General features: G+C 65.3%; 15 protein-coding genes and 1 pseudogene. 6 read left to right on the forward strand and 10 right to left on the reverse strand.

Translation table 11 applies throughout. From position 1 onward, the window contains the following. A pseudogene (locus FVW27_RS10125) lies at nt 1-182 on the reverse strand (hypothetical protein); the annotation flags it as partial. 932 nt (nt 183-1,114) lie between these two features. Between FVW27_RS10125 and aprB the strand changes: the two are divergent. The 6 genes from aprB (at nt 1,115) to FVW27_RS10155 (ending at nt 9,315) form a co-directional block, all read left to right on the forward strand. Further along, nucleotides 1,115-1,618, forward strand: a complete 504-nt coding sequence (gene aprB / locus FVW27_RS10130) for an adenylyl-sulfate reductase subunit beta (protein WP_167124827.1) — start codon at nt 1,115-1,117, stop codon at nt 1,616-1,618. A 42-nt stretch (nt 1,619-1,660) separates the two neighbouring features. After that, a complete protein-coding gene (gene aprA / locus FVW27_RS10135; protein WP_167124829.1) occupies nt 1,661-3,658 on the forward strand; it encodes an adenylyl-sulfate reductase subunit alpha in 1,998 nt (665 codons plus the stop codon). A 148-nt stretch (nt 3,659-3,806) separates the two neighbouring features. Next, the gene (locus FVW27_RS10140) at nt 3,807-5,045 is read left to right on the forward strand and encodes a CoB--CoM heterodisulfide reductase iron-sulfur subunit A family protein (protein WP_167124831.1); all 1,239 of its coding nucleotides are present in this window, start codon (nt 3,807-3,809) and stop codon (nt 5,043-5,045) included. 6 nt (nt 5,046-5,051) lie between these two features. Beyond that, complete coding sequence (locus tag FVW27_RS10145; RefSeq protein ID WP_167124833.1) at nt 5,052-7,316, forward strand: hydrogenase iron-sulfur subunit; 2,265 nt, start codon at nt 5,052-5,054, stop codon at nt 7,314-7,316. 13 nt (nt 7,317-7,329) lie between these two features. After that, nucleotides 7,330-8,484, forward strand: a complete 1,155-nt coding sequence (gene qmoC / locus FVW27_RS10150; protein ID WP_167124835.1) for a quinone-interacting membrane-bound oxidoreductase complex subunit QmoC — start codon at nt 7,330-7,332, stop codon at nt 8,482-8,484. Between the two features lie 84 nt (nt 8,485-8,568). Next, nucleotides 8,569-9,315, forward strand: coding sequence for a hypothetical protein (locus tag FVW27_RS10155; RefSeq protein WP_167124837.1), 747 nt, complete (start codon nt 8,569-8,571; stop codon nt 9,313-9,315). 768 nt (nt 9,316-10,083) lie between these two features. Here the strand turns inward: FVW27_RS10155 and FVW27_RS10160 are convergent. The 9 genes from FVW27_RS10160 to FVW27_RS10200 all read right to left on the reverse strand — a co-directional run. Continuing rightward, complete coding sequence (locus FVW27_RS10160) at nt 10,084-11,559, reverse strand: RtcB family protein (RefSeq protein ID WP_167124839.1); 1,476 nt, start codon at nt 11,557-11,559, stop codon at nt 10,084-10,086. A gap of 42 nt (nt 11,560-11,601) precedes the next feature. Then, complete coding sequence (locus FVW27_RS10165; RefSeq protein WP_167124840.1) at nt 11,602-12,054, reverse strand: DUF3995 domain-containing protein; 453 nt, start codon at nt 12,052-12,054, stop codon at nt 11,602-11,604. A 185-nt stretch (nt 12,055-12,239) separates the two neighbouring features. Then, nucleotides 12,240-12,731 carry a siroheme decarboxylase subunit alpha gene (ahbA, locus tag FVW27_RS10170; protein ID WP_208294733.1) on the reverse strand — a complete coding sequence of 164 codons (492 nt, stop codon included), beginning with the start codon at nt 12,729-12,731 and terminating at the stop codon, nt 12,240-12,242. 10 nt (nt 12,732-12,741) lie between these two features. Continuing rightward, nucleotides 12,742-13,995, reverse strand: coding sequence for a heme b synthase (ahbD, locus tag FVW27_RS10175; protein WP_424991866.1), 1,254 nt, complete (start codon nt 13,993-13,995; stop codon nt 12,742-12,744). Between the two features lies 1 nt (nt 13,996). After that, a complete protein-coding gene (hemB, locus tag FVW27_RS10180; protein ID WP_167124842.1) occupies nt 13,997-14,998 on the reverse strand; it encodes a porphobilinogen synthase in 1,002 nt (333 codons plus the stop codon). 247 nt (nt 14,999-15,245) lie between these two features. Next, the gene (ahbC, locus tag FVW27_RS10185) at nt 15,246-16,427 is read right to left on the reverse strand and encodes a 12,18-didecarboxysiroheme deacetylase (protein WP_167124844.1); all 1,182 of its coding nucleotides are present in this window, start codon (nt 16,425-16,427) and stop codon (nt 15,246-15,248) included. Nucleotides 16,428-16,741: 314 nt separating this feature from the next. After that, a complete protein-coding gene (locus FVW27_RS10190; RefSeq protein ID WP_208294734.1) occupies nt 16,742-17,530 on the reverse strand; it encodes a hypothetical protein in 789 nt (262 codons plus the stop codon). 265 nt (nt 17,531-17,795) lie between these two features. Then, nucleotides 17,796-18,131 (reverse strand): hypothetical protein, encoded by a 336-nt coding sequence (locus FVW27_RS10195; protein WP_167124846.1) that lies wholly within the window; start codon nt 18,129-18,131, stop codon nt 17,796-17,798. Between the two features lie 191 nt (nt 18,132-18,322). Next, nucleotides 18,323-19,241 (reverse strand): YIP1 family protein (locus tag FVW27_RS10200; protein WP_167124848.1); only part of this gene is annotated, 919 nt, incomplete at its 5' end.

Consider the following 19,241-nt stretch of genomic DNA (forward strand, 5'->3'; position numbering starts at 1 on the left):
CGACCGGGCCTGTCGGGCCTGTCGCCCCTGTCGGAGCGATCGGGCCTGTCGCCCCTGTCGGAGCGGTCGGGCCGGGCGGGGCGCTCTGCCCGTTCGGGGCGCTCGGTACGTTCGAAGCGCTCCGGCTGGGACGCGGCATCCCGTTCCGGACGGCCGGACGGGGAATCGTTGGTGTCGTGCATGGGGGAACCTGTGTTGGGATGGTGATGTGGCGTACCACCTAGCCCGAAACGTGCGCTTCGGCAAGTGGCAAGGCCCGGGACAAGCCGCGAAAGGTGCCCGGGATGGCCCCCGGCATGACAGCGGACAGGGGGGGGCGGACAGGGCGGCAGACAGTCAGCCGGGGGAGGCGGACGCCGGGTGCGCGGCGGAGGTGGCGTGGAAGCCCGATGTGACGAGAGGCTGCCTTGCGCTGGCGCGTGTGCCTGCTCCCTGTCGCGGCGGTTCCGTCACCGGCTTGAGACAATGCGCACATGCCCGACAGGGGCGAGGCTTCTGGTGTGTTTGCTTATATTCTGGATGATTGCGGGATGGGCGTGTGGGCGCACCCGCGAAGTGGGGTGCATGTGGGGTGCCCTCAGGGTGACGTTTATGCTCCATGCGCATACCGTCACAAGGGCGTCGCAAGGGTGACGCGGAGTCATGTAACTGCTTGTTTGAACAGTCATAGCCGGGGGTTCCGGTCCCGAATTGCCCCGATCCGCAATTGGCGGAAACCCGTTCCGGACGGTCTTTCGTGAAAAAATGGATAAAAGGCCGCGAAACGACGGCAGACGGTCTTGAAACTCTGCCTGCTTCACGATACACCGCAAGGGGCAGTGCGGCGGGCTCGGACCCCGTGGGCGGCGCAACGTAGCGAAATATCCCAAGAAACCACGCAAAAACAAGCCCATGGCGTATCCTTGTGAAGGGTTTGAACAAGTTGCTTGACACTATCGGGCCACATTGTTAAATCAGTCACAAGCAACACGATCAGGCCGCAGAGGGCGATGCAGTCCGAAAAGGCAGGCTCCCGAACCTGCTTTTTCAGCCTCCATCGACATGATGGTGGGATCCGCATGGGTTGAGGCTGACAAGGTATAACCCCTTAATTCGCTGAGTTGGAGGATAAGGTATGCCGACTTATGTTGATCCGTCCAAGTGTGACGGCTGCAAGGGTGGCGAAAAGACCGCTTGCATGTACATCTGCCCCAACGACCTCATGATCCTCGACCCCGAGGCCATGAAGGCCTACAACCAGGAGCCCGAAGCCTGCTGGGAATGCTACTCCTGCGTGAAGATCTGCCCCCAGGGCGCCATCACGGCCCGCCCCTACGCCGACTTCGCGCCCATGGGCGGCACCTGCATCCCCATGCGCTCGGCCGACTCCATCATGTGGACCGTCAAGTTCCGCAACGGGAATGTGAAGCGCTTCAAGTTCCCCATTCGTACCACCCCTGAAGGCTCCATCAAGCCCTTCGACGGCAAGCCCGAAGCTGGCGACCTGGAAAATGAACTGCTGTTCACCGAAACGGCGCTCATCGCTCCCAAGGTTGCTCTGGGCGAAAAGGCTCCCATCTCCGATGCGGACCTGAGCCAGTGCTGGTATGAAACCGGTTGCGAAGGCGGCAACCGCTAGTTCGGAACCCACCGCAAGTCATTGCGATAAGGAGATTTAGCTATGCCGATGATTCCCGTTAAGGAACAGCCGAAGGGTGTGGCCATCGCCGATCCCATCGTGAAGGAACATGACGTCGACATCCTCATTGTCGGCGGTGGTATGGGCTCCTGCGGTACCGCGTTCGAAGTCGTTCGCTGGGCCGACAAGTACGCTCCCGACCTGAAGATCATGCTGCTGGACAAGGCCACCCTCGAGCGTTCCGGCGCCGTTGCGCAGGGCCTGTCCGCCATCAACACGTACCTCGGCAAGAACCCCGCCGACGACTACGTGCGCATGGTCCGCACCGACCTCATGGGCCTCGTGCGCGAAGACCTTATCTTCGACCTTGGCCGTCACGTTGACGACTCCGTGCATCTGTTCGAAGAGTGGGGCCTGCCCTGCTGGATCAAGGACGAACACGGTCACAACCTCGACGGCGCCCAGGCCAAGGCCGCCGGCAAGTCGCTGCGCGCCGGTGACGAGCCCGTCCGCTCCGGCCGCTGGCAGATCATGATCAACGGTGAATCGTACAAGTGCATCGTGGCCGAAGCGGCCAAGAACGCCCTTGGCGAAGCCCGCATCATGGAACGTATCTTCATCGTGAAGCTGCTGCTCGACGCCAACACCGACAACCGCATCGCCGGCGCCGTGGGCTTCAACCTGCGCGCCAACGAAGTGCACATCTTCCGCACCAACGCGATGATGGTTGCCTGCGGCGGCGCGGTGAACGTGTACAAGCCCCGCTCCACTGGTGAAGGCATGGGCCGCGCCTGGTACCCCGTGTGGAACGCCGGTTCGACCTACACCATGTGTGCCCAGGTCGGCGCCGAAATGACCATGATGGAAAACCGCTTCGTGCCCGCCCGCTTCAAGGACGGTTACGGCCCGGTCGGCGCGTGGTTCCTGCTGTTCAAGGCGAAGGCCACCAACTACAAGGGTGAAGACTACTGCGCCACCAACCGCGCGATGCTGAAGCCCTACGAAGATCGCGGCTACGCCAAGGGTCACGTCATTCCGACCTGCCTGCGTAACCACATGATGCTTCGCGAAATGCGCGAAGGTCGCGGTCCCATCTACATGGACACCAAGACCGCCCTGCAGAGCACCTTCGCGAACATGACCCCCGAACAGCAGAAGCACCTCGAGTCCGAAGCCTGGGAAGACTTCCTCGACATGTGCGTGGGTCAGGCCAACCTGTGGGCCTGCATGAACATCCAGCCCGAAGAACGCGGCTCGGAAATCATGCCCACCGAACCTTACCTGCTCGGCTCGCACTCCGGCTGCTGCGGTATCTGGGTGTCCGGTCCGGACGAAGCCTGGGTGCCCGAAGACTACAAGGTGCGCGCGGACAACGGCAAGGTCTACAACCGCATGACCACCGTCATGGGCCTGTGGACCTGCGCCGACGGCGTGGGCGCTTCCGGCCACAAGTTCTCCTCCGGTTCGCACGCCGAAGGCCGTATCTGCGGCAAGCAGATGGTCCGCTGGTGCATCGACCACAAGGACTTCAAGCCCGCCATCAAGGAAACGGCCGAAGAGCTGAAGCAGCTCATCTACCGTCCTTACTACAACTACCTGGCTGGCAAGGACGCCTCCACCGATCCGGTGGTGAACCCGACCTACATCAGCCCCAAGAACTTCATGATGCGCCTCGTGAAGTGCACCGATGAATACGGCGGTGGTTGCGGTACCTACTACACCACCTCCGCTGCGGCGCTGGACACCGGCTTCGCGCTCATGGACATGATGGAAGAAGACTCCCTCAAGCTGGCCGCTCGCGACCTGCACGAACTGCTGCGCTGCTGGGAAAACTACCACCGTCTGTGGACCGTGCGCCTGCACATGCAGCACATCCGCTTCCGTGAAGAGTCCCGTTACCCCGGCTTCTACTACCGTGCCGACTTCATGGGCCTCGACGACTCCAAGTGGAAGTGCTTCGTGAACTCCAAGCATGATCCCAAGAAGGGCGAAACGAAGATCTTCAAGAAGCCCTACTACCAGATCATTCCCACCGAATAGGTGAGCTTCAGGGGCGGTTGCGGCAAGCCGCAACCGCCCCTTTCTCCTTTCACCCGGACGGCCTAAGCCGGGGCAGTAAGCATGCCTTATTGTCTGGGCTTAGGCCGTTTTGACGAAGGCCCGATAAACTGTAGGGAGGATAGCGAGAATGTCGAACTCCATACTCGTCGTCGGAGGCGGTTTCAGCGGACTTACGGCCGCCATTGAAGCCGCGGAAGTCGGCTATGAAGTGTACATCGTCGAGAAAACACCATTTCTTGGCGGGCGGGTTGCGCAGCTGAACAAGTATTTCCCCAAGCTTTGCCCTCCCTCCTGCGGCCTGGAAATCCAGTTCCAGCGCATCAAGAAGAACCCCCGCATCAAGTTCTTCACCCAGGCGGAAGTGACCGCCGTGTCCGGCGATGCCGGCAACTACACCGTAAAGGTGCACATCGAGCCGCGCGGCACCGTGCCGAGCAGCGCCGATCTTTCCCTGCTCGCCTCCTCCCTTGAAAGCGACGTCGACAACGAGTTCGAACTGGGCCTCGCCAAGCGCAAGCCGCTGTACATGAGCGTGCCGTTCGCCTTCCCCAGCCGCTTCGTGCTCGACAAGGCCGCGCTTTCGCGCGCCGACGAACTGAAGGTCGGCAAGAGCGCGTTCTGCGACATGAACGAAGCCCCCCGCGACATCGAGCTGAATGTGGGCAGCATCGTGGTCGCCACCGGGTGGAAGCCGTACGACGTGACCAAGCTTTCCAACCTTGGCGCGGGCGCGTTCGCCAACTGCGTGTCCAACATGCAGCTGGAACGCCTGGCCTCGGCCAGCGGTCCCACCGCCGGGCAGATCAAGCGCCCCTCCGACGGCAAGGCCCCCAAGAAGGTGGCCTTCGTGCAGTGTGCGGGCTCGCGCGATCAGAACCACCTGAACTACTGTTCCTACATCTGCTGCATGGCCTCCCTCAAGCAGGCCCTGTACGTGCGCGAGCAGTACCCCGACGCGGAAGTGACGGTGTACTACATCGACCTGCGTACCCCCGGCCGCTATGACAAGTTCCTGCGCAAGGTGAAGGCGGACGAAAAGATCGCCCTGGTCAAGGGCAAGGTCGCGGGCGTCGAGGAAGACGCCGCCACCGGCGATGTCATCGTCGAGGTGGAAGACGCGGTGAAGGGCGAAAAGCGCAAGCACCGCTACGACCTCGTCGTGCTGGCCACCGGCATGCAGCCCAGCCTTGCCGGGCAGAAGCTGCCCTTCGACGTGCCCGTCGACGAGGAAGGCTTCATCGTCGGCGGCGAGGAAAAGGGCATCTTTGCCGCCGGGTGCGCCCAGAAGCCGCTCGACGTGATGCGCACCGCCCAGTCCGGCACCAGCGCCGCCCTGAAGGCGATTCAAACGGTGAGAGGGAGGTAATACAGAATGGTCACCAAAATTGGCGTCTATTTCGACCAGTCGAGCATCGGCGGCGGTCTCGACCTTGAGTCCCTTGCCGACACCGTTGGCGGCAAATGGGGCGATCTCACGCCGGTCTGCAAGGTCTTTCCCGTCCTTGCCGACAAGAAGGCGCGCGACGAGATCGCTGCCGACATAGAGGAAGAAGGGCTGGACGGCGTGCTGCTGTGCGGCGCTTCGCCCCGCGTGGACTGGGACCTCTACGAGTTCGAAGGCGTGCTTGTGGACCGCGTGAACCTGCGTGAGCAGGGCGTGATGAGCTACAAGAACCCCGACGGCTCGCTGGCCGACCCCGAAGCGGCCCCCCAACTGCTTGAAATGCTGGTTACCGACTACGTGAACATGGGCGTGGTGCGGCTGCAGAAGACCACCGCACCTGACGGTTCGCCCTCCGAGGGCGTGCGCCGCATCCTGGTGCTGGGCGGCGGCTGGACCGGCCTGACCGCCGCGGTCAACGGCTCGCTGGCCGGGCACGAAGTGGTGCTGGTGGAAAAGGACGAAGTCCTCGGCGGTCGCGCCCTGGGCCTTCTGAAGACCGTTCCGCTCAGCCACCCCTACACCGACGTGCACGACACCGGCATCGAAAAGAAGATCGCCGCCGTGCAGGCTGACGAAAACATCACCGTTTACACCAAGGCGAAGCTGGCCAAGCTGTCCGGGCAGCCCGGCGACTTCACGGCCACCATCGCCCTTGCTTCCGGCGAACAGGAAGTGAAGGTGGGCGCCGTGGTGCTGGCCACCGGCTGGCAGCCGCAGGACACCAAGGTGCTTGAACCCTTCGGGTACGGCTCCCTGCAGAACGTGGTCACCGCCGCCGAGTTCGAGAAGATGGCCAAGAACGGGGGCATCAAGGCTCGCCGCGTGGCCTTCATCCTGAACACCGCGCTGGCCGAACCTGCCGACCCCTATGCCGAACTGTGCGCCCCCGAGGCCCCGGCCGAAGCCCCCGCCCCGGCGGAAGGCGAAGCCGCCGCCCCGGTCGTGAAGGACCACGAAAGCGTGCGCCACCTGCCCATCTCCAACGCCATCAGCAGCGTTGTTGCCCTGAAGCAGGCCGGTTACGTGTGTGACGCCTTCGACGGAGGCCAGGCCTTCATCCTGTACGACAGCATGGTGGTGCAGGGCATCCACGAGCGGTTCTACAAGGCCGCGCAGGATCGCCTGGGCGTCATGATGTCCAAGGCGGAAATCCGCGCCATCACCCAGGCCGCCGACGGCAGCCTGAACGTGCTGTGCGACAAGACCCTGATCGGCGACGACATAGAGATCAACGTGGACATGGTGGTGCTGCCCACCGGCATCGTGCCCGCCACCGCCAAGGATCCCATCGTCAACTTCGACTACCGCCAGGGCCCGGCCTTCCCGGACCTGGAGCTGTTCGAAGGCTACGCCGACTCGAACTACATCTGCTTCCCCTACGAAACCCGCCGCACGGGCGTGTACGCCGCCGGTTGCGTGCGCCAGCCCATGATGCTGGATGCCGCCGAGGAAGACGCCGTGGGCGCCACCATGAAGGCCATCCAGTGCATCGAATCCGCCAACAAGGGCGTTGCGGTGCACCCCCGCTCGGGCGACCTGTCGTACCCGCTGTTCAACTTCGTCCGCTGCACCCAGTGCAAGCGCTGCACCGAGGAATGTCCCTTCGGCGCGCTGGACGACGATGAAAAGGGCACGCCGAAGCCGAACCCGGCCCGCTGCCGACGCTGCGGCACGTGCATGGGCGCCTGCCCCGAGCGCGTCATCTCCTTCGCCAACTACAACATCGACCAGATCGGTTCCATGATCCGCGAGATCAACGTGCCGCCGGACATGAAGAAGGGCGGCCCCCGCGTGATCATCCTGGCCTGCGAGAACGACGCCTACCCCGCGCTGGACATGGCCGCACTGCGCGGCAAGCACTGGAGCCCGTACGTGCGCATCATTCCCGTGCGCTGCCTTGGCTCGGTCAACGCCATCTGGGTTGCCGACGCCATGTCCAAGGGCATCGACGGCGTGATGATGCTGGGCTGCAAGTACGGCGACGACTACCAGTGCCACTTCGTCAAGGGTTCGGAAATCTGCAAGCGCCGCAAGGAGAACATTGCCGAGACGCTGAACCGCCTTGGCGTGGAACCGGACCGCGTGGAGCAGTACGAAGTCGCCATTGACGAGTACGACAAGCTCCCCGGCGTGATCGAGGACTTCATGAACATGATCCTTGAGAAGGGTCCGAACCCGTTCAAGGGGTACTAGGAGGAGATGGAACATGGCTCAACCCGTCAGGATTCAACCCGATCTTGAGTTCGTCAAAGAACTGCAGGCAGTCGGTGGCGAATCGCTCAAGAAGTGCTACCAGTGCGCCACTTGCAGCGTGGCCTGCCCCATCTCCCCCACCAACAACCCCTATCCCCGCAAGGAGATGGTCTGGGCCTCGTGGGGCCTGAAGGACAAGCTGCTGTCCGACGTGGACATCTGGCTGTGCCACAACTGCGGCACCTGTTCCGACCTGTGCCCGCGTGGCGCCAAGCCCGGCGACCTCTTGTCCGCCCTGCGCAACATGACCTACGCCCGCCTCACCCAGCCCACCGTGGTTGGCAAGTGGCTGTCGTCCGCCCAGTACCTGCCCATCCTGGTGGCCATCCCCGCCATCCTGTGGGCGGTGGTCTGGATGATCATGGCCAGCGTGAACGGCTCGGTGTTCCCCCAGGGCGACATCGTGTTCGGCAAGCTGTTCCCCGGCGACTTCACCATCGACCCCATCTTCATCCTCACCTTCTTCACGGCGGTGGGCATCCTGTTCAAGGGGACGAAGAACCTCATCGCCTCGTTCCAGCCGGAAGGCCGCACCATGATGCTCGGCAAGACCAAGCACTGGACGCTGCACCTGGTGGACGTGATCCTCGAGGAAGTGCTGACCCACACCAAGTTCAAGGATTGCGGCGCGGACAAGTCCGACCGCAAGGTGGGCCACATGGTTCTCATGTACTCCTTCGTCATCCTGGCCTTCGTCACCGCCGTGGTGGCCGTGGGGCACTGGGGCGGCAAGGTGATTCCGGCCATCGCGGTCCATACGCCCATGCCCCAGACCTTCCCCGTGAAGATACTGGCCAACATCGGCGCGGTGATGCTGCTGGTGGGCCTGGCCATCCTTACGGTGCGTCGCAAGGCGCTCGATCCCAAGAAGACCAGCTCGAACTACTACGACTGGTATCTGCTCGGCGTCATCTGGGTTGTGGCCGTCACCGGCGTGCTCAGCCAGCTGTTCCGCCTCGCGGGCATCGCTCCTGTCGCCTACAGCGTGTACTACGTGCACCTTGTGGCGGTGTGGATGCTGTTCGCCTACCTGCCGTGGTCGAAGCTCGGCCACCTTGTGTACCGTACCGCCGCGCTCACCTACGTGCGCGCCATGGGCCGCCGCTAGCGGCAGAGAAGGCGGCGCGCGAAGGCGCGCGCCCGGCCGGAACAACGAACCGAGAAGTCATTCTTCCGATATCAGGAGGCTGCAATGTCTGACGAAGGTCGCAGAGTGTTCAAGATGGAAACCGTTCTCGGCCTGGTCGCCGGGAAAGCCGGTGCCGATGTGTCCGACCTGCTGGGCTACCTGGCCCAGCGCGCCCTGGCCACCGAAGAAGAAGCCGCCGTCGCCCCCATGGCCAAGGGCTGGCTGTACAGCCAGAACCCCGCGTTCATGCAGTGCGGCGAAGCCGAAGGCAATTACGACGACTGGGTGAAGAAGGAATGTGGCCGCCTGGGCGACAACGTGTCCCTGCAGCCCATTTCCGCCGCCGAACTGGCCGGCATCAGCGTGGTGCTGGACAAGATCGCGGCCCTGAAGGCTAACGTGGCCGATCTGGAAGGCACCGTCGCCGGGCTTCAGGCCCAGGTGAAGGAACTGACCCCCTTCAAGGGCCAGGCCGCCGACCTCGAGAAGAAGCTTGGCCAGTCCGAGCAGAAGGTCCAGAGCCTGAACGGCGACATCGCCAACCTGAAGAAGGAACTGGCTCCCTTCAACGGCAAGGTGGCCATTGACGAGAAGGAAATCGAGTCCAGCGTGAAGGACATCGTTTCCCGCGCCGTCAAGGACGCCCTGAAGGCCCTGCCCGTGGCCGCCGCCGGTGCCGCTGGCGCGGCTGCCGCCGAAGGTGGCGCCATGGCCGACTTCGATGCCCCCGCCGAAGACACCAGCGGTGGCGTGCCCGATACCTTCGGCTTTGGCGCATCCGGCGCCAGCGACGACGGTTTCGGTTTCTAGTCGCGAGGCGGCTGCGAGTCGCCACGCGGTCTGATGTGAGAAGAGAGCGCCCGGTCGGTATGACCGGGCGCTTTTTTTGTTGGGGGAATGGGGGCAGGGGGAATGGGGGCAGGGGGAATGGGGGCAGGGGGGAAGGTGGCAGGGGGAATGGGAGGAAGAGGGGAAGGAGTTGTGCCTTGATGTTGGGCGGCTTCTACGAAGACAGTCCCGTCTCTCCGGTCACGCTCGATTTCGTTATGCCTCCGGCGGGCAAGGGGCCGCATAGCGGCGGCCCCTTGCATCCCCGCGCTCCAGGGGGGCTTCGCCTCCCCTGGACCCCCAACGTATCCTGCGCGGCGTCCCTGCGGCGGCAGCTTCCCTCGGCCAAACGCCTTCGGGTGATCTGCCGCCTGTGACGCCAATGCGCGTGAAACTCTCGCAGGCATGGCGATGCGAGGGTGCCTTTACCGGTGGGCATCCTGCACCGCATTCCCTGCCGGGCAGCTTCCCTCGGTCAAAGCACCTTCGGGTGATCTGCCCGGCGGAATGCGATGTGCGCATGGCTCTCGCAGGCGGGGTGTAGCGGAGGAGGGTTATCCGCGTCCTCGGTGTGGCGCATGTGTAGCGCAACAGCGTGGCGTCGCACACGGCTACGTGCGGTATGTAGCCTCGGGCGATGGAAGGGAGGGGCGGTGCATGGCCTGTCACCTCTCTTGTGGAAAAGGTGAGCCGATGCGCGAAGGGGCGGGCGAGGGGCGACCTTGTTGTCCCTCTCCTACCGGGTTCCCATCACCCTTTCAGCACCACCAGCGGGCGGAAATGGTCGATGATCCGCACCAGTACGCCGTCTTGCGCCGCCAGCACTTCCGCGATGGGTTTGTAGGCGTCCGGGGCCTCGTCCAGCACCCCTTTGTCGGCGCGGCAGACGATGCCGCGCATCTGCGACCGGAATCGCTCGAGGGGGATGGTGCGCTGCGCCTCGTTGCGGGACATGCGGCGGCCCGCCCCGTGCGAGGCCGAGGACAGGTATTCCTCGTTGCCCAGCCCTTCCGTGATATACACCCCGTCCCGCTGATTGGCGGGAATGATGCCGGGCTGGCCCGCGTCCGCCGGGGTGGCGCCCTTGCGGTGCAGCACCAGCGGCGCGCCAGATGGACCGGGCGGGCCGGTCTGGTTCAGGACCACCGCATGGTTGTGGTTCTCGTTGATCATGCGGCCCAGCAGTAACGAGATTTCCTGTTCGGAAAGCGGGGGCTGGGCAGAGGGAATCAGGGTGGCTGCGAGGCCATGCGCAGAAAGGGAAGAGATGGGAGCGGCAGGGGCCGGGGAGGCCGGGACATGCGATGGACCTTTGAGGCCTGTGGCTCCGGTGCCGTCGGTGGGCTTGGCGGGGCGGGCGGAGCGCTTGTGTGCGGGCCGGGCCAGTTGTCGATGCACGTCTGCCAGTGCGCGCAGGGCGTGTTCCAGCATCAGGCGGCGGTTCAGCAGGGCGTAGTCCAGCGCCCAGTCCATGTCCTGCCGGTAGGCGCGTCCAAGGCGCGAATCCAGCGGGAACAGCCTGCCCTGCTTCATGTACCAGGCCCCGATGTCCCAGCCGGAGCGGCGCGAGCCGGAATGCACGGTGACGCCTATCTCGCCCCGTTTGTTCACCCCCACTTCGAGGAAGTGGTTGCCCCCGCCCAGGGTTGCCAACTGGATGGACTGGCGCGCGTTGACCGCGTCGGTCAGTTGCGTGTCGCCGCTGGCGCTGGTGAAGCGCGGCAGGTCGTATGCGCCGGGGGCGCGGGTGGCGGTGCCCACGGGAATGGCCAGCCGCAGCCGGTCGAACAGCAGTTGCCGCGCGGCCTCGTCGGGCAGCACCTCGTCCACGGGCAGGCCGGTGTTCACGTGGCACATGCCGCAGCCGATGTCGTAGCCCACGAAGCTGGGACTGATGTGCCCGTCCAGCAGGGCCACCCCGCCGATGCACAGGTCGTAGCCCGCGTGGGCGTCGGGCATGACGGCCAGGTGCACCATGCAGGGCAGGGCCAGCGCGCTTTCGATCTGCTCCCATGTGGCGGCGTCGAGGCTGTCGGGCGGGACGGTCAGGGACAGGCGCGGCGGCGCGTTGCGCACCCCGGTGCAGGTGGCGTAGGCCATGCGGTCAGCCGGGGATGCGCCGGATGTGCGCCGCTGACCGCGTTCCCGTCGGGAATCGTCGGCGGGCGGCTGCGCGCCCCGTTTGCCGGTGTGCCCATTGCGTGTGTTGTGTGTCTTGCGTCCCATGCGCCATCCATAGGGCAGGCAAGGCGGGCGGGCAAGGCCGCGTCAGTTAGGGGCGACGCCCAACAGGCCGTAACAGGCGGCCAGCAGCAGACACAGCGGAGTGTACAGCCGGGCGTCCCAACGGGCGAAGGTGGTGGAGCGGATGCGCCGGAACAGGCCGCAGTACCGAAAATCGCCAATGGCCCGCACCACGAAGATGAACGCTGCGCCAAGGCACAGCGTGGGGGCCATACGGGGCGGCGGCAGGGGCAGCCAGCCCAGGGTCAGGCCCGGCAGCAGCGTCAGCAGGGCAAAGGCCAGCGTGACCGCGCCGGTAAGCCCGCGCGCGGGAACGAACAGGGGGCGGCCACCCGCCGCATCGGACGTGCGGGGAATGACCCTGTCGAGCCACAGGGGGGAACCCAGCACCCATGCCCCGTGCAGCAGGGTGATAGCGGCAAGGCTTGCGGTGGCGACAAGCGCGGCGACGGAAGTGAGCAGGGTGAAGATGGTCATGGGACGTGCATAGCACGGACGGGGCGGCGCGTCATGCCGTTGTCGCAACGGCGGAATGACGGCTGGACGTTGCGTGCGGACGAATGCGGCATGGCGCATCACGTGCCGGATGCACATGAAAGGCCCCGGACATGTCAGTGACACGTCCGGGGCCTTTGTCTGCAACTGCGGTGTATTCCTGAGGGCTAGTCACCCATCTGGAAATCGACCTTGATCTTGAACAGCTTCGTCGCGGGCAGGTTCAGGATGGGGATGCCCGTCTTTTCGGTGATCTCGGCCAAGGTGGCGCACACGCTGTCCCATGAAGGGCCGATGCAGGTGAACCAGATGTTGTATTCGTGGTTGCGCAGGTAGTTGTGGGTGACGCCCACATGGCGGTTCACCTCGGCCACGAAGGTGTCCATGGCATCGTCGGGCACCTTGGCCGCACACAGCGTGGAGCGAAAGCCCAGCTTGGCCGACTGGAAGTTGGCCCCCATGCGGCGGATGAGCCTGCGTTCTTTCATGGCGCGCACGCGGGCCAGCGCCTCGGCCTCGGTGACGCCGCACTTTTCGCCGATGACGGCATAGGGGCGCGATTCCAGCGGAAAGTCCGACTGGATCACGTCCAGGATGCGCTTGTCGATCTGGTCCAGCATATCATTGGCAGTGCAGCTTTCGGCGTGGGATGCGGTCATGATGCCTCCGTCAGCGGCACGCGCCGGTGCGCCTTGGGGTGTACGAGCACAGCGGTTCCTCGGCCATATGGTCGCCGCTCATGTTGTAGGCGCGCGCGCGGCAGCCGCCGCACACCTTGTGGTATTCGCAGGGGCCGCACTTGCCGGTGTAGGCTTCCTGATCGCGGAACTGCTTGAAGTGGTGCGTGTTGCGCCAGATTTCGGGGAAGGGCGTTTCGCGCACGTTGCCGCAGTCCAGTTCCAGGTAGCCGCACGGCTGCACCTGGCCCACGTGGCTGATGAAGCAGAACCCGATGCCGCCAAGGCAGCCGCGCGTCATGGCGTCCATGCCGAAGGTGTCGGGCGTGACGGCCAGACCCTCTTCCTTGGCCCGCTGGCGCATGATGCGGTAGTAGTGCGGCGCGCAGGTGGCTTTCAGGTGCATGGAGGTGGTCTTGCGGAAGTCGTAGAACCAGTTCAGCACGTCCTCGTATTCCGTGGCGGAGATGACCTGGTCGCCAAGGCCCGCCGCGCGCCCGGTGGGTACCAGCAGGAAGATGTGCCACGCCGCCGCGCCGATGCGTTCGCACAGCTTGAAGATGTCCTTGAAGCTGCCGAGGTTGTCGCGGGTGACGGTGGTGTTGATCTGGAATTCGATGCCCGCCTGCTTCAGGTATTCGATGCCCCGCAGGGAAGCGTCGAACGCGCCGGGCACGCCCCGGAAGGCGTCATGGCTGGCGGCGTCCGGCCCGTCGATGGATATGGAACAGCGTTGCACGCCCGATTCCTTCATCTTGCGGGCCGTTTCCGGCGTGATCAGGGTACCGTTGGGCGACATGACGCAGCGCAGGCCAAGGCCGGTGGCGTACGCGATGAGCTCGTACACGTCGTGCCGCATCATGGGGTCGCCCCCGGTAAAGATGATGATGGGGTTGCCCACCTGCGGAAAGGTGTCGATGAGGGCCTTGGCCTCTTCGGTGGAAAATTCGCCGGGGTAGGGTTCTTCGTGCGCTTCGGCCCGGCAGTGCTTGCAGGCCAGGTTGCACGAGCGGGTCACTTCCCACGCGATGAGCTTGCAGGTGGGGGTGCCGTCGGGCAGGGTGCGCGGCATCTGCGGCGCGCCCACTCCGGTGGGGTGCCCGCCCATGCTTGCCGGATGGCCGCTGCCCGGACGCCCTGCGGGATGGCCACCGGGATGCCCGCCCATGCCTGCGGGGTGTTCGTGCGGATGGTCACCCTGCGGGTTGGGCTTGCGTTCGTCGCCGGGGTGTTGCGGATGACTCATGCTATTTCACCAGCCCTTTGCGCAGCAGGTCTTCGGTAAAGTAGGTGATGATCAGCCCGGCCCCGGCGCGCTTGATGCCCAGCAGCGATTCCATGACCACGGCGTCCTCGTTGATCCAGCCGTTCAGACCGGCGGCGCGGATCATGGAGTATTCGCCGCTCACCTGATAGGCGGCCACGGGCACATCGAAGCGGTCGCGCACGTCGCGGATGATGTCCAGGTACGGCCCGGCGGGCTTGACGATGAGCATGTCCGCGCCCTCGGCAATGTCCGCCGCAGCCTCGCGCATGGCTTCCACCCGGTTGGCGGGGTCCATCTGGTAGGTCTTGCGGTCGCCGAACTGGGGGGTGGATTCAGCCGCCTCGCGGAACGGGCCGTAAAAACTCGATGCGTACTTCACCGCATAGGACATGACGGGGATGTGGGTGAACCCGTTCTGGTCCAGCGCCCGGCGGATGGCCTGCACCCGGCCGTCCATCATGTCCGAGGGGGCCACGATGTCCGCGCCCGCCTCGACATGGCTGATGGCGGTCTTGGCCAGCAGCGACAGGGTGGGGTCGTTGTGCACCTCGCCGGACGTATCGCCCTGGCGCACCAGGCCGCAGTGGCCGTGGTCGGTGTATTCGCACAGGCACACGTCGGTGCACACCACAAGGTTCGGCCAGCGCTTCTTCAGCAGGCGCACGGCCTGCTGGACTATGCCGTCCTTGTTGTAGGCCTCGCTGCCGCGATAGTCCTTTTCCCTGGGAATGCCGAACAGGATGCAGCTGCGCAGGCCCGTGGCCACGGCGGCTTCCACCTGCTTTTCCAGTTCCTGCAACGAAAGCTGGTACTGGCCGGGCATGGCCCCGATTTCCTTGCGGAAGGCGGGGTCTTCGGTTTCCACCACGAAATAGGCCATCATCAGGTCGGCCGCGTGCAGCGCGGTTTCGCGCACGATTTCACGCAGGGCGGCGGTGCGGCGCAGTCTGCGCCCCCGGAAGAAGTCCCCGAATTCGGACATGCCGTCTCCTGGAGTAGGCAGGGTTGAAACGCTGCGCCCGATGCTCACGGTGCGCCGGGCTTGCGGCCCGTTGCAGGCAGGCACGGTCAGCCGGGGCCAGTCACGGCCAGTTTGGGCTGGCGGGTGGCAGCCGCTTGGCGGCGGTGCGGGCGGGCCGCCGGGGGCGGCCTGGGGTGCAGCGTGCACCCGGACGACGCAGGGCCGTCCGGGTGCCGTCATGGCAGGTATGGTTCCGGCGCGGGCGAACCTACGCGCGGATTTCGTCGTCGGTCAGGTAGCAGGCGGGATCCTGCGCCCAGATGTCGCCGTAGTAGGCTTCGGCGCGGGCGCGGAAGTTGCCGCCGCAGATGTTCAGGAAGCGGCAGGTGGCGCAACGGCCGCCCACGTGCTGCTTCTTGTCCTTCAGCTTGTGCAGCAGTTCGATGTTCGGGTCGTCCCATATCTGCGAGAAGGGGCGTTCCAGAACATTGCCCACCACGTGCTGGCGCCAGAACTGGTCGGGGTGCACCTTGCCGTCCCACGAGATGCAGCCGATGCCGCGCCCGGAGTTGTTGCCCTCGTTGTACTGGAGCAGTTCGAACACCTCGGCGGCGCGCTTGGGATCTTCCTTCAGCATGCGCATCCACACGTAGGGGCCGTCGGCGTGGTTGTCCACGGTCAGCACTTCCTTGGGCAGCCCGGCGTCGAACAGTTCACGGGTCTTGTCCATGATCAGGTCGACCATGGCGCGGGTTTCCGCGTGGTCCAGGTCTTCCTTGATCAGTTCGGATCCGCGACCGGAGTACACCAGATGGTAGAAGCAGATGCGCGGCACTTCAAGGTCGCGCAGCAGCTGGAAGAGCTTGGGCACTTCGCCCTGGTTGCGCTTGTTGATGGTGAAGCGCAGGCCCACCTTCAGCCCTTCGGCCTTGCAGTTTTCGATGCCTTCCAGCGCGCGGCGGTAGGAACCGGGCACGGCGCGGAACTTGTCGTGCACCTCTTCGCCGCCGTCCAGCGAAATGCCCACGTAGGACAGGCCCACTTCCTTCAGTTCGCGGGCCTTCTGCTTGGTGATCAGGGTGCCGTTGGTGGAAATGACCGCGCGCATGCCCTTGGTGGTGGCGTGCTTGGCCAGTTCAACCAGGTCCTGGCGCACCAGCGGCTCGCCGCCGGAAAACAGCATCACCGGGGCGCCGTAGGCGGCCAGATCGTCGATGATGGCCTTGCCCTGTTCGGTGGAGATTTCGTCCTTGCCTTCAGGGTCAACGGCCTGCGCGTAGCAGTGCACGCACTTCAGATTGCAACGGCGGGTCATGTTCCAGACCACAACCGGTTTCTTGTCCTTGGAGAACTGGAGCAGGTGGGAGGGAAGCTGGCCCGAATGGCGCCCGTAGCGAAGGGCGTCGGAGGGTTCGACCTGACCACAGTAAAGCTTGGAGATGCCGATCATTCTCACTCCTGTTGGCTGGCCGCCGGGCGCGCTGACAAGAGAGGCCCCGGCCTTCTGGCACGGGGCGTAGCGCGGCGGGCTGGCACCGGAAAAACGTCCTCACGCCCTAGCATAAATCGTGGCGGAGGGAAAGCAACCCGGCCCGGCGGGAGTGAAACCGGAGCGTAGCTGGCCGAATGCGGGCAACCCCATGCCCGGCATGGAAAAGCGGCGCCCCCGCGCATGGGGCGCGGGGGCGGGGAAACGTCGGAAATGATCATCAAGGGCGCAGGGGAATTCCTGTCTGCCAGCCGGGCGCGATCACCCGTCCAGGTCTAGAATGCCGGTTCCTTGGACAGCCCCTTGGGCGCGGGCGGGTCGATCCACAGCTTGATTTCCTGCGCCATGTCCCACGAAACGGTCTGGGTCACGGCCCACATGGGGTCGCTGGGCTTGCGCGCCTTGGCCGAGAACAGGATGAAATCGTTGGCGAACTGGTGCTCCATGACCCCGGCGTGCCCCATGGCCCAGATCATCTGGCCGGTGTTCACGTCCCATATCTCCAGCGACACGGACAACGTGGTATCGCCGGAGGTGCCGCCGTTGACGTAGTGGGTCACGTAGCCGCCGATGAGCAACTGCGCCCCGCGCTGGGCGGCCATCTGCATGGCCAGGTCGCGGCGGTAGGGGGGGGCGTTTTCCGCGAATTCGATGACCGGAAAGACCTTTTCCGACAGCCACGTCTGCCATATCTGGCGCGATACCTCGAGGCCGACAACGCTCGGTTTTTCCATCTGCTGGGTGACCCGGAAGGGCACGAACAGCGCGGTCAGCCTGCGGTTGGGCGGTGTGGCCGGGCGCACGCTGACCTGCGGATTGCCGCGCCGTACCCAGTCGTCCATGTAGAAGATGGGCTGGCTGGCAAGGTCGATGTACACCCCGGCCTTGGGCGGGCTGGAACAGGACATGACCAGCGGCAGAAGCAGCAGGCACAGTGCAAGCAGCGGAAGGCGCAGGGACGGGCGGGCGCATCGGCCCGGATGGGCCTCAGAAGTGGCGGCAGACGCGGCGCCAGAAGCAGTGGCGGATGTGGCGGGGGATGCCGGGCTGGGCATGAAGGGCATGGACAACGCTCCGGGAATGGCCGCGCGCCTGCCGTTGCCCTGGCGGGCGTGGGAGGACGCACGGGGGTGATGTCGGAAAGCCGTCGCGCGGACGGGTGTGGACATGCCTCAGCAAGAATGGTGCCGGATGCATGCGGGATGGATGCCGGGGGGTGCGAAAGGACGCGGGAACGCCGCAGGTGGATGCCGATTCGCGTGCGGGACTGGTGGCGTGTCGTGCCGGGCCAAGACGAACGGAATGAGTGGTAGAGCGTGATGGGGCGGCCTATTGCAGGCGCGGGGTGGGCGTGGGCGCGGCCTGGGCCGATTCCAGAATCTGTTCGCGGGTGCGCTGGATGCCGTTGTGCAGGTCCAGCCTGCGCTGGGCGGGTATGCGGTGGAATTCCGGGCGGCGGGTAAGGTCCATCAGGTCGTTCATTTCGTGGCGGATGCGCCGCAGGCGCACCAGCGTTTCGGCGTCCACCGGGGCCACCCGTTCGGCGATTTCGGCCAGTTCGCGCAGTTCGGCGGCCAGATCGCGGATGGTGCGCGGAGCTATCTCGCGGGAATGCCTGCGCCGCTCGCGCAGTTCGTTCCACAGGGCGCGCAGTTTCTTGAACATGGCCGCCTCCCCGGTTACCCGGCCGGGCCCCCGCCCGGTGGCCGTTTCCGCGTGCATCCAGAGCGGGGCCGGTGCCCCGCATCCGCCATCCCCTGTTCTGCGTGTCCCGCATCCCCCGTCTGCGTTGCCCTGCCGCTCCAGGTTCGTCGCCCCGCGCGGTGCGCGGACCGCATCGGCCACATGGGCGTCGACTACATGGGCGCCGAGGACATGAACATGCGCAGCAACTGCACCGTCAGCGCAAAGCCCAGCCCCAGCAGCGGCCCGATGGCCAACGCCGTGCGCGACCAGGGCAGCCGGTGGGCATACTTCACCCCCACGAACGTACATACCACGAACCACAGCGAACCCACCACCGGTCCCACCAGCGGCACCACACTGAGCACCGTGGGTGCCGCGCTGTACGAGATGACCCGCACCGTGGTGGGCAGATCGGCCGCGCGCGGTTCCACCAGCCGGATCATGACGTGGTACAGGACGGACAGCACGGCCAGTTGCAGCAGCAGGGTGAAGGGCGAGATCAGCAGGGTCATGGGCAGGCTCATGTCGTGGGTGACGCTGCCCATCCAGGCGTGCAACTGCGGGTCTTCGATGAAACCGCCAAAGGCGCGCATGCTCATGAGGTACCACAGCCGTTCGGTGAGCGCCTGAAAGATGCCGATGAGCAGGTAGAACGCCACCGGGCGCTTGAGCGAACCCGAGGAACGCACCCCGGAGAAGAAGCGCGGCGCCGCCAGCATCACCCGCAGGATGGTCTGGTACAGGCCGGGGAAAAAACCCACCCGGTCCAGGTTTTCCCACGGCACCTCGCTGCGGGCCGAGGCGGCCCACGGCGGCAGGGGGGCGTCCCGTTCGCCGGGGTGCCCTCCATCGCGCGGGGGAAAGGAATCGTCGTGATTTCCGGCGTTCCACCCGTCAGGAGTACTGTTTGGGGTGCCATCGGGTGTGTCGTCCCGATCGTTGGCGGGACCGCCGGTGTGGCTGCGGCGGCCATCAAGGTCGCCGTTGCCGGGCCGCGTGCGGGATTCGGAGTGCTTGCGCCAGCGGTCGCCCACCGAGGCCACGGCGTCCCAGATGTCGCGGGGCGAGCCGGGGCGGCGCTGACCATCG

The organism is Nitratidesulfovibrio liaohensis (genome assembly GCF_011682075.1).
Lineage (GTDB): Bacteria > Desulfobacterota > Desulfovibrionia > Desulfovibrionales > Desulfovibrionaceae > Cupidesulfovibrio > Cupidesulfovibrio liaohensis.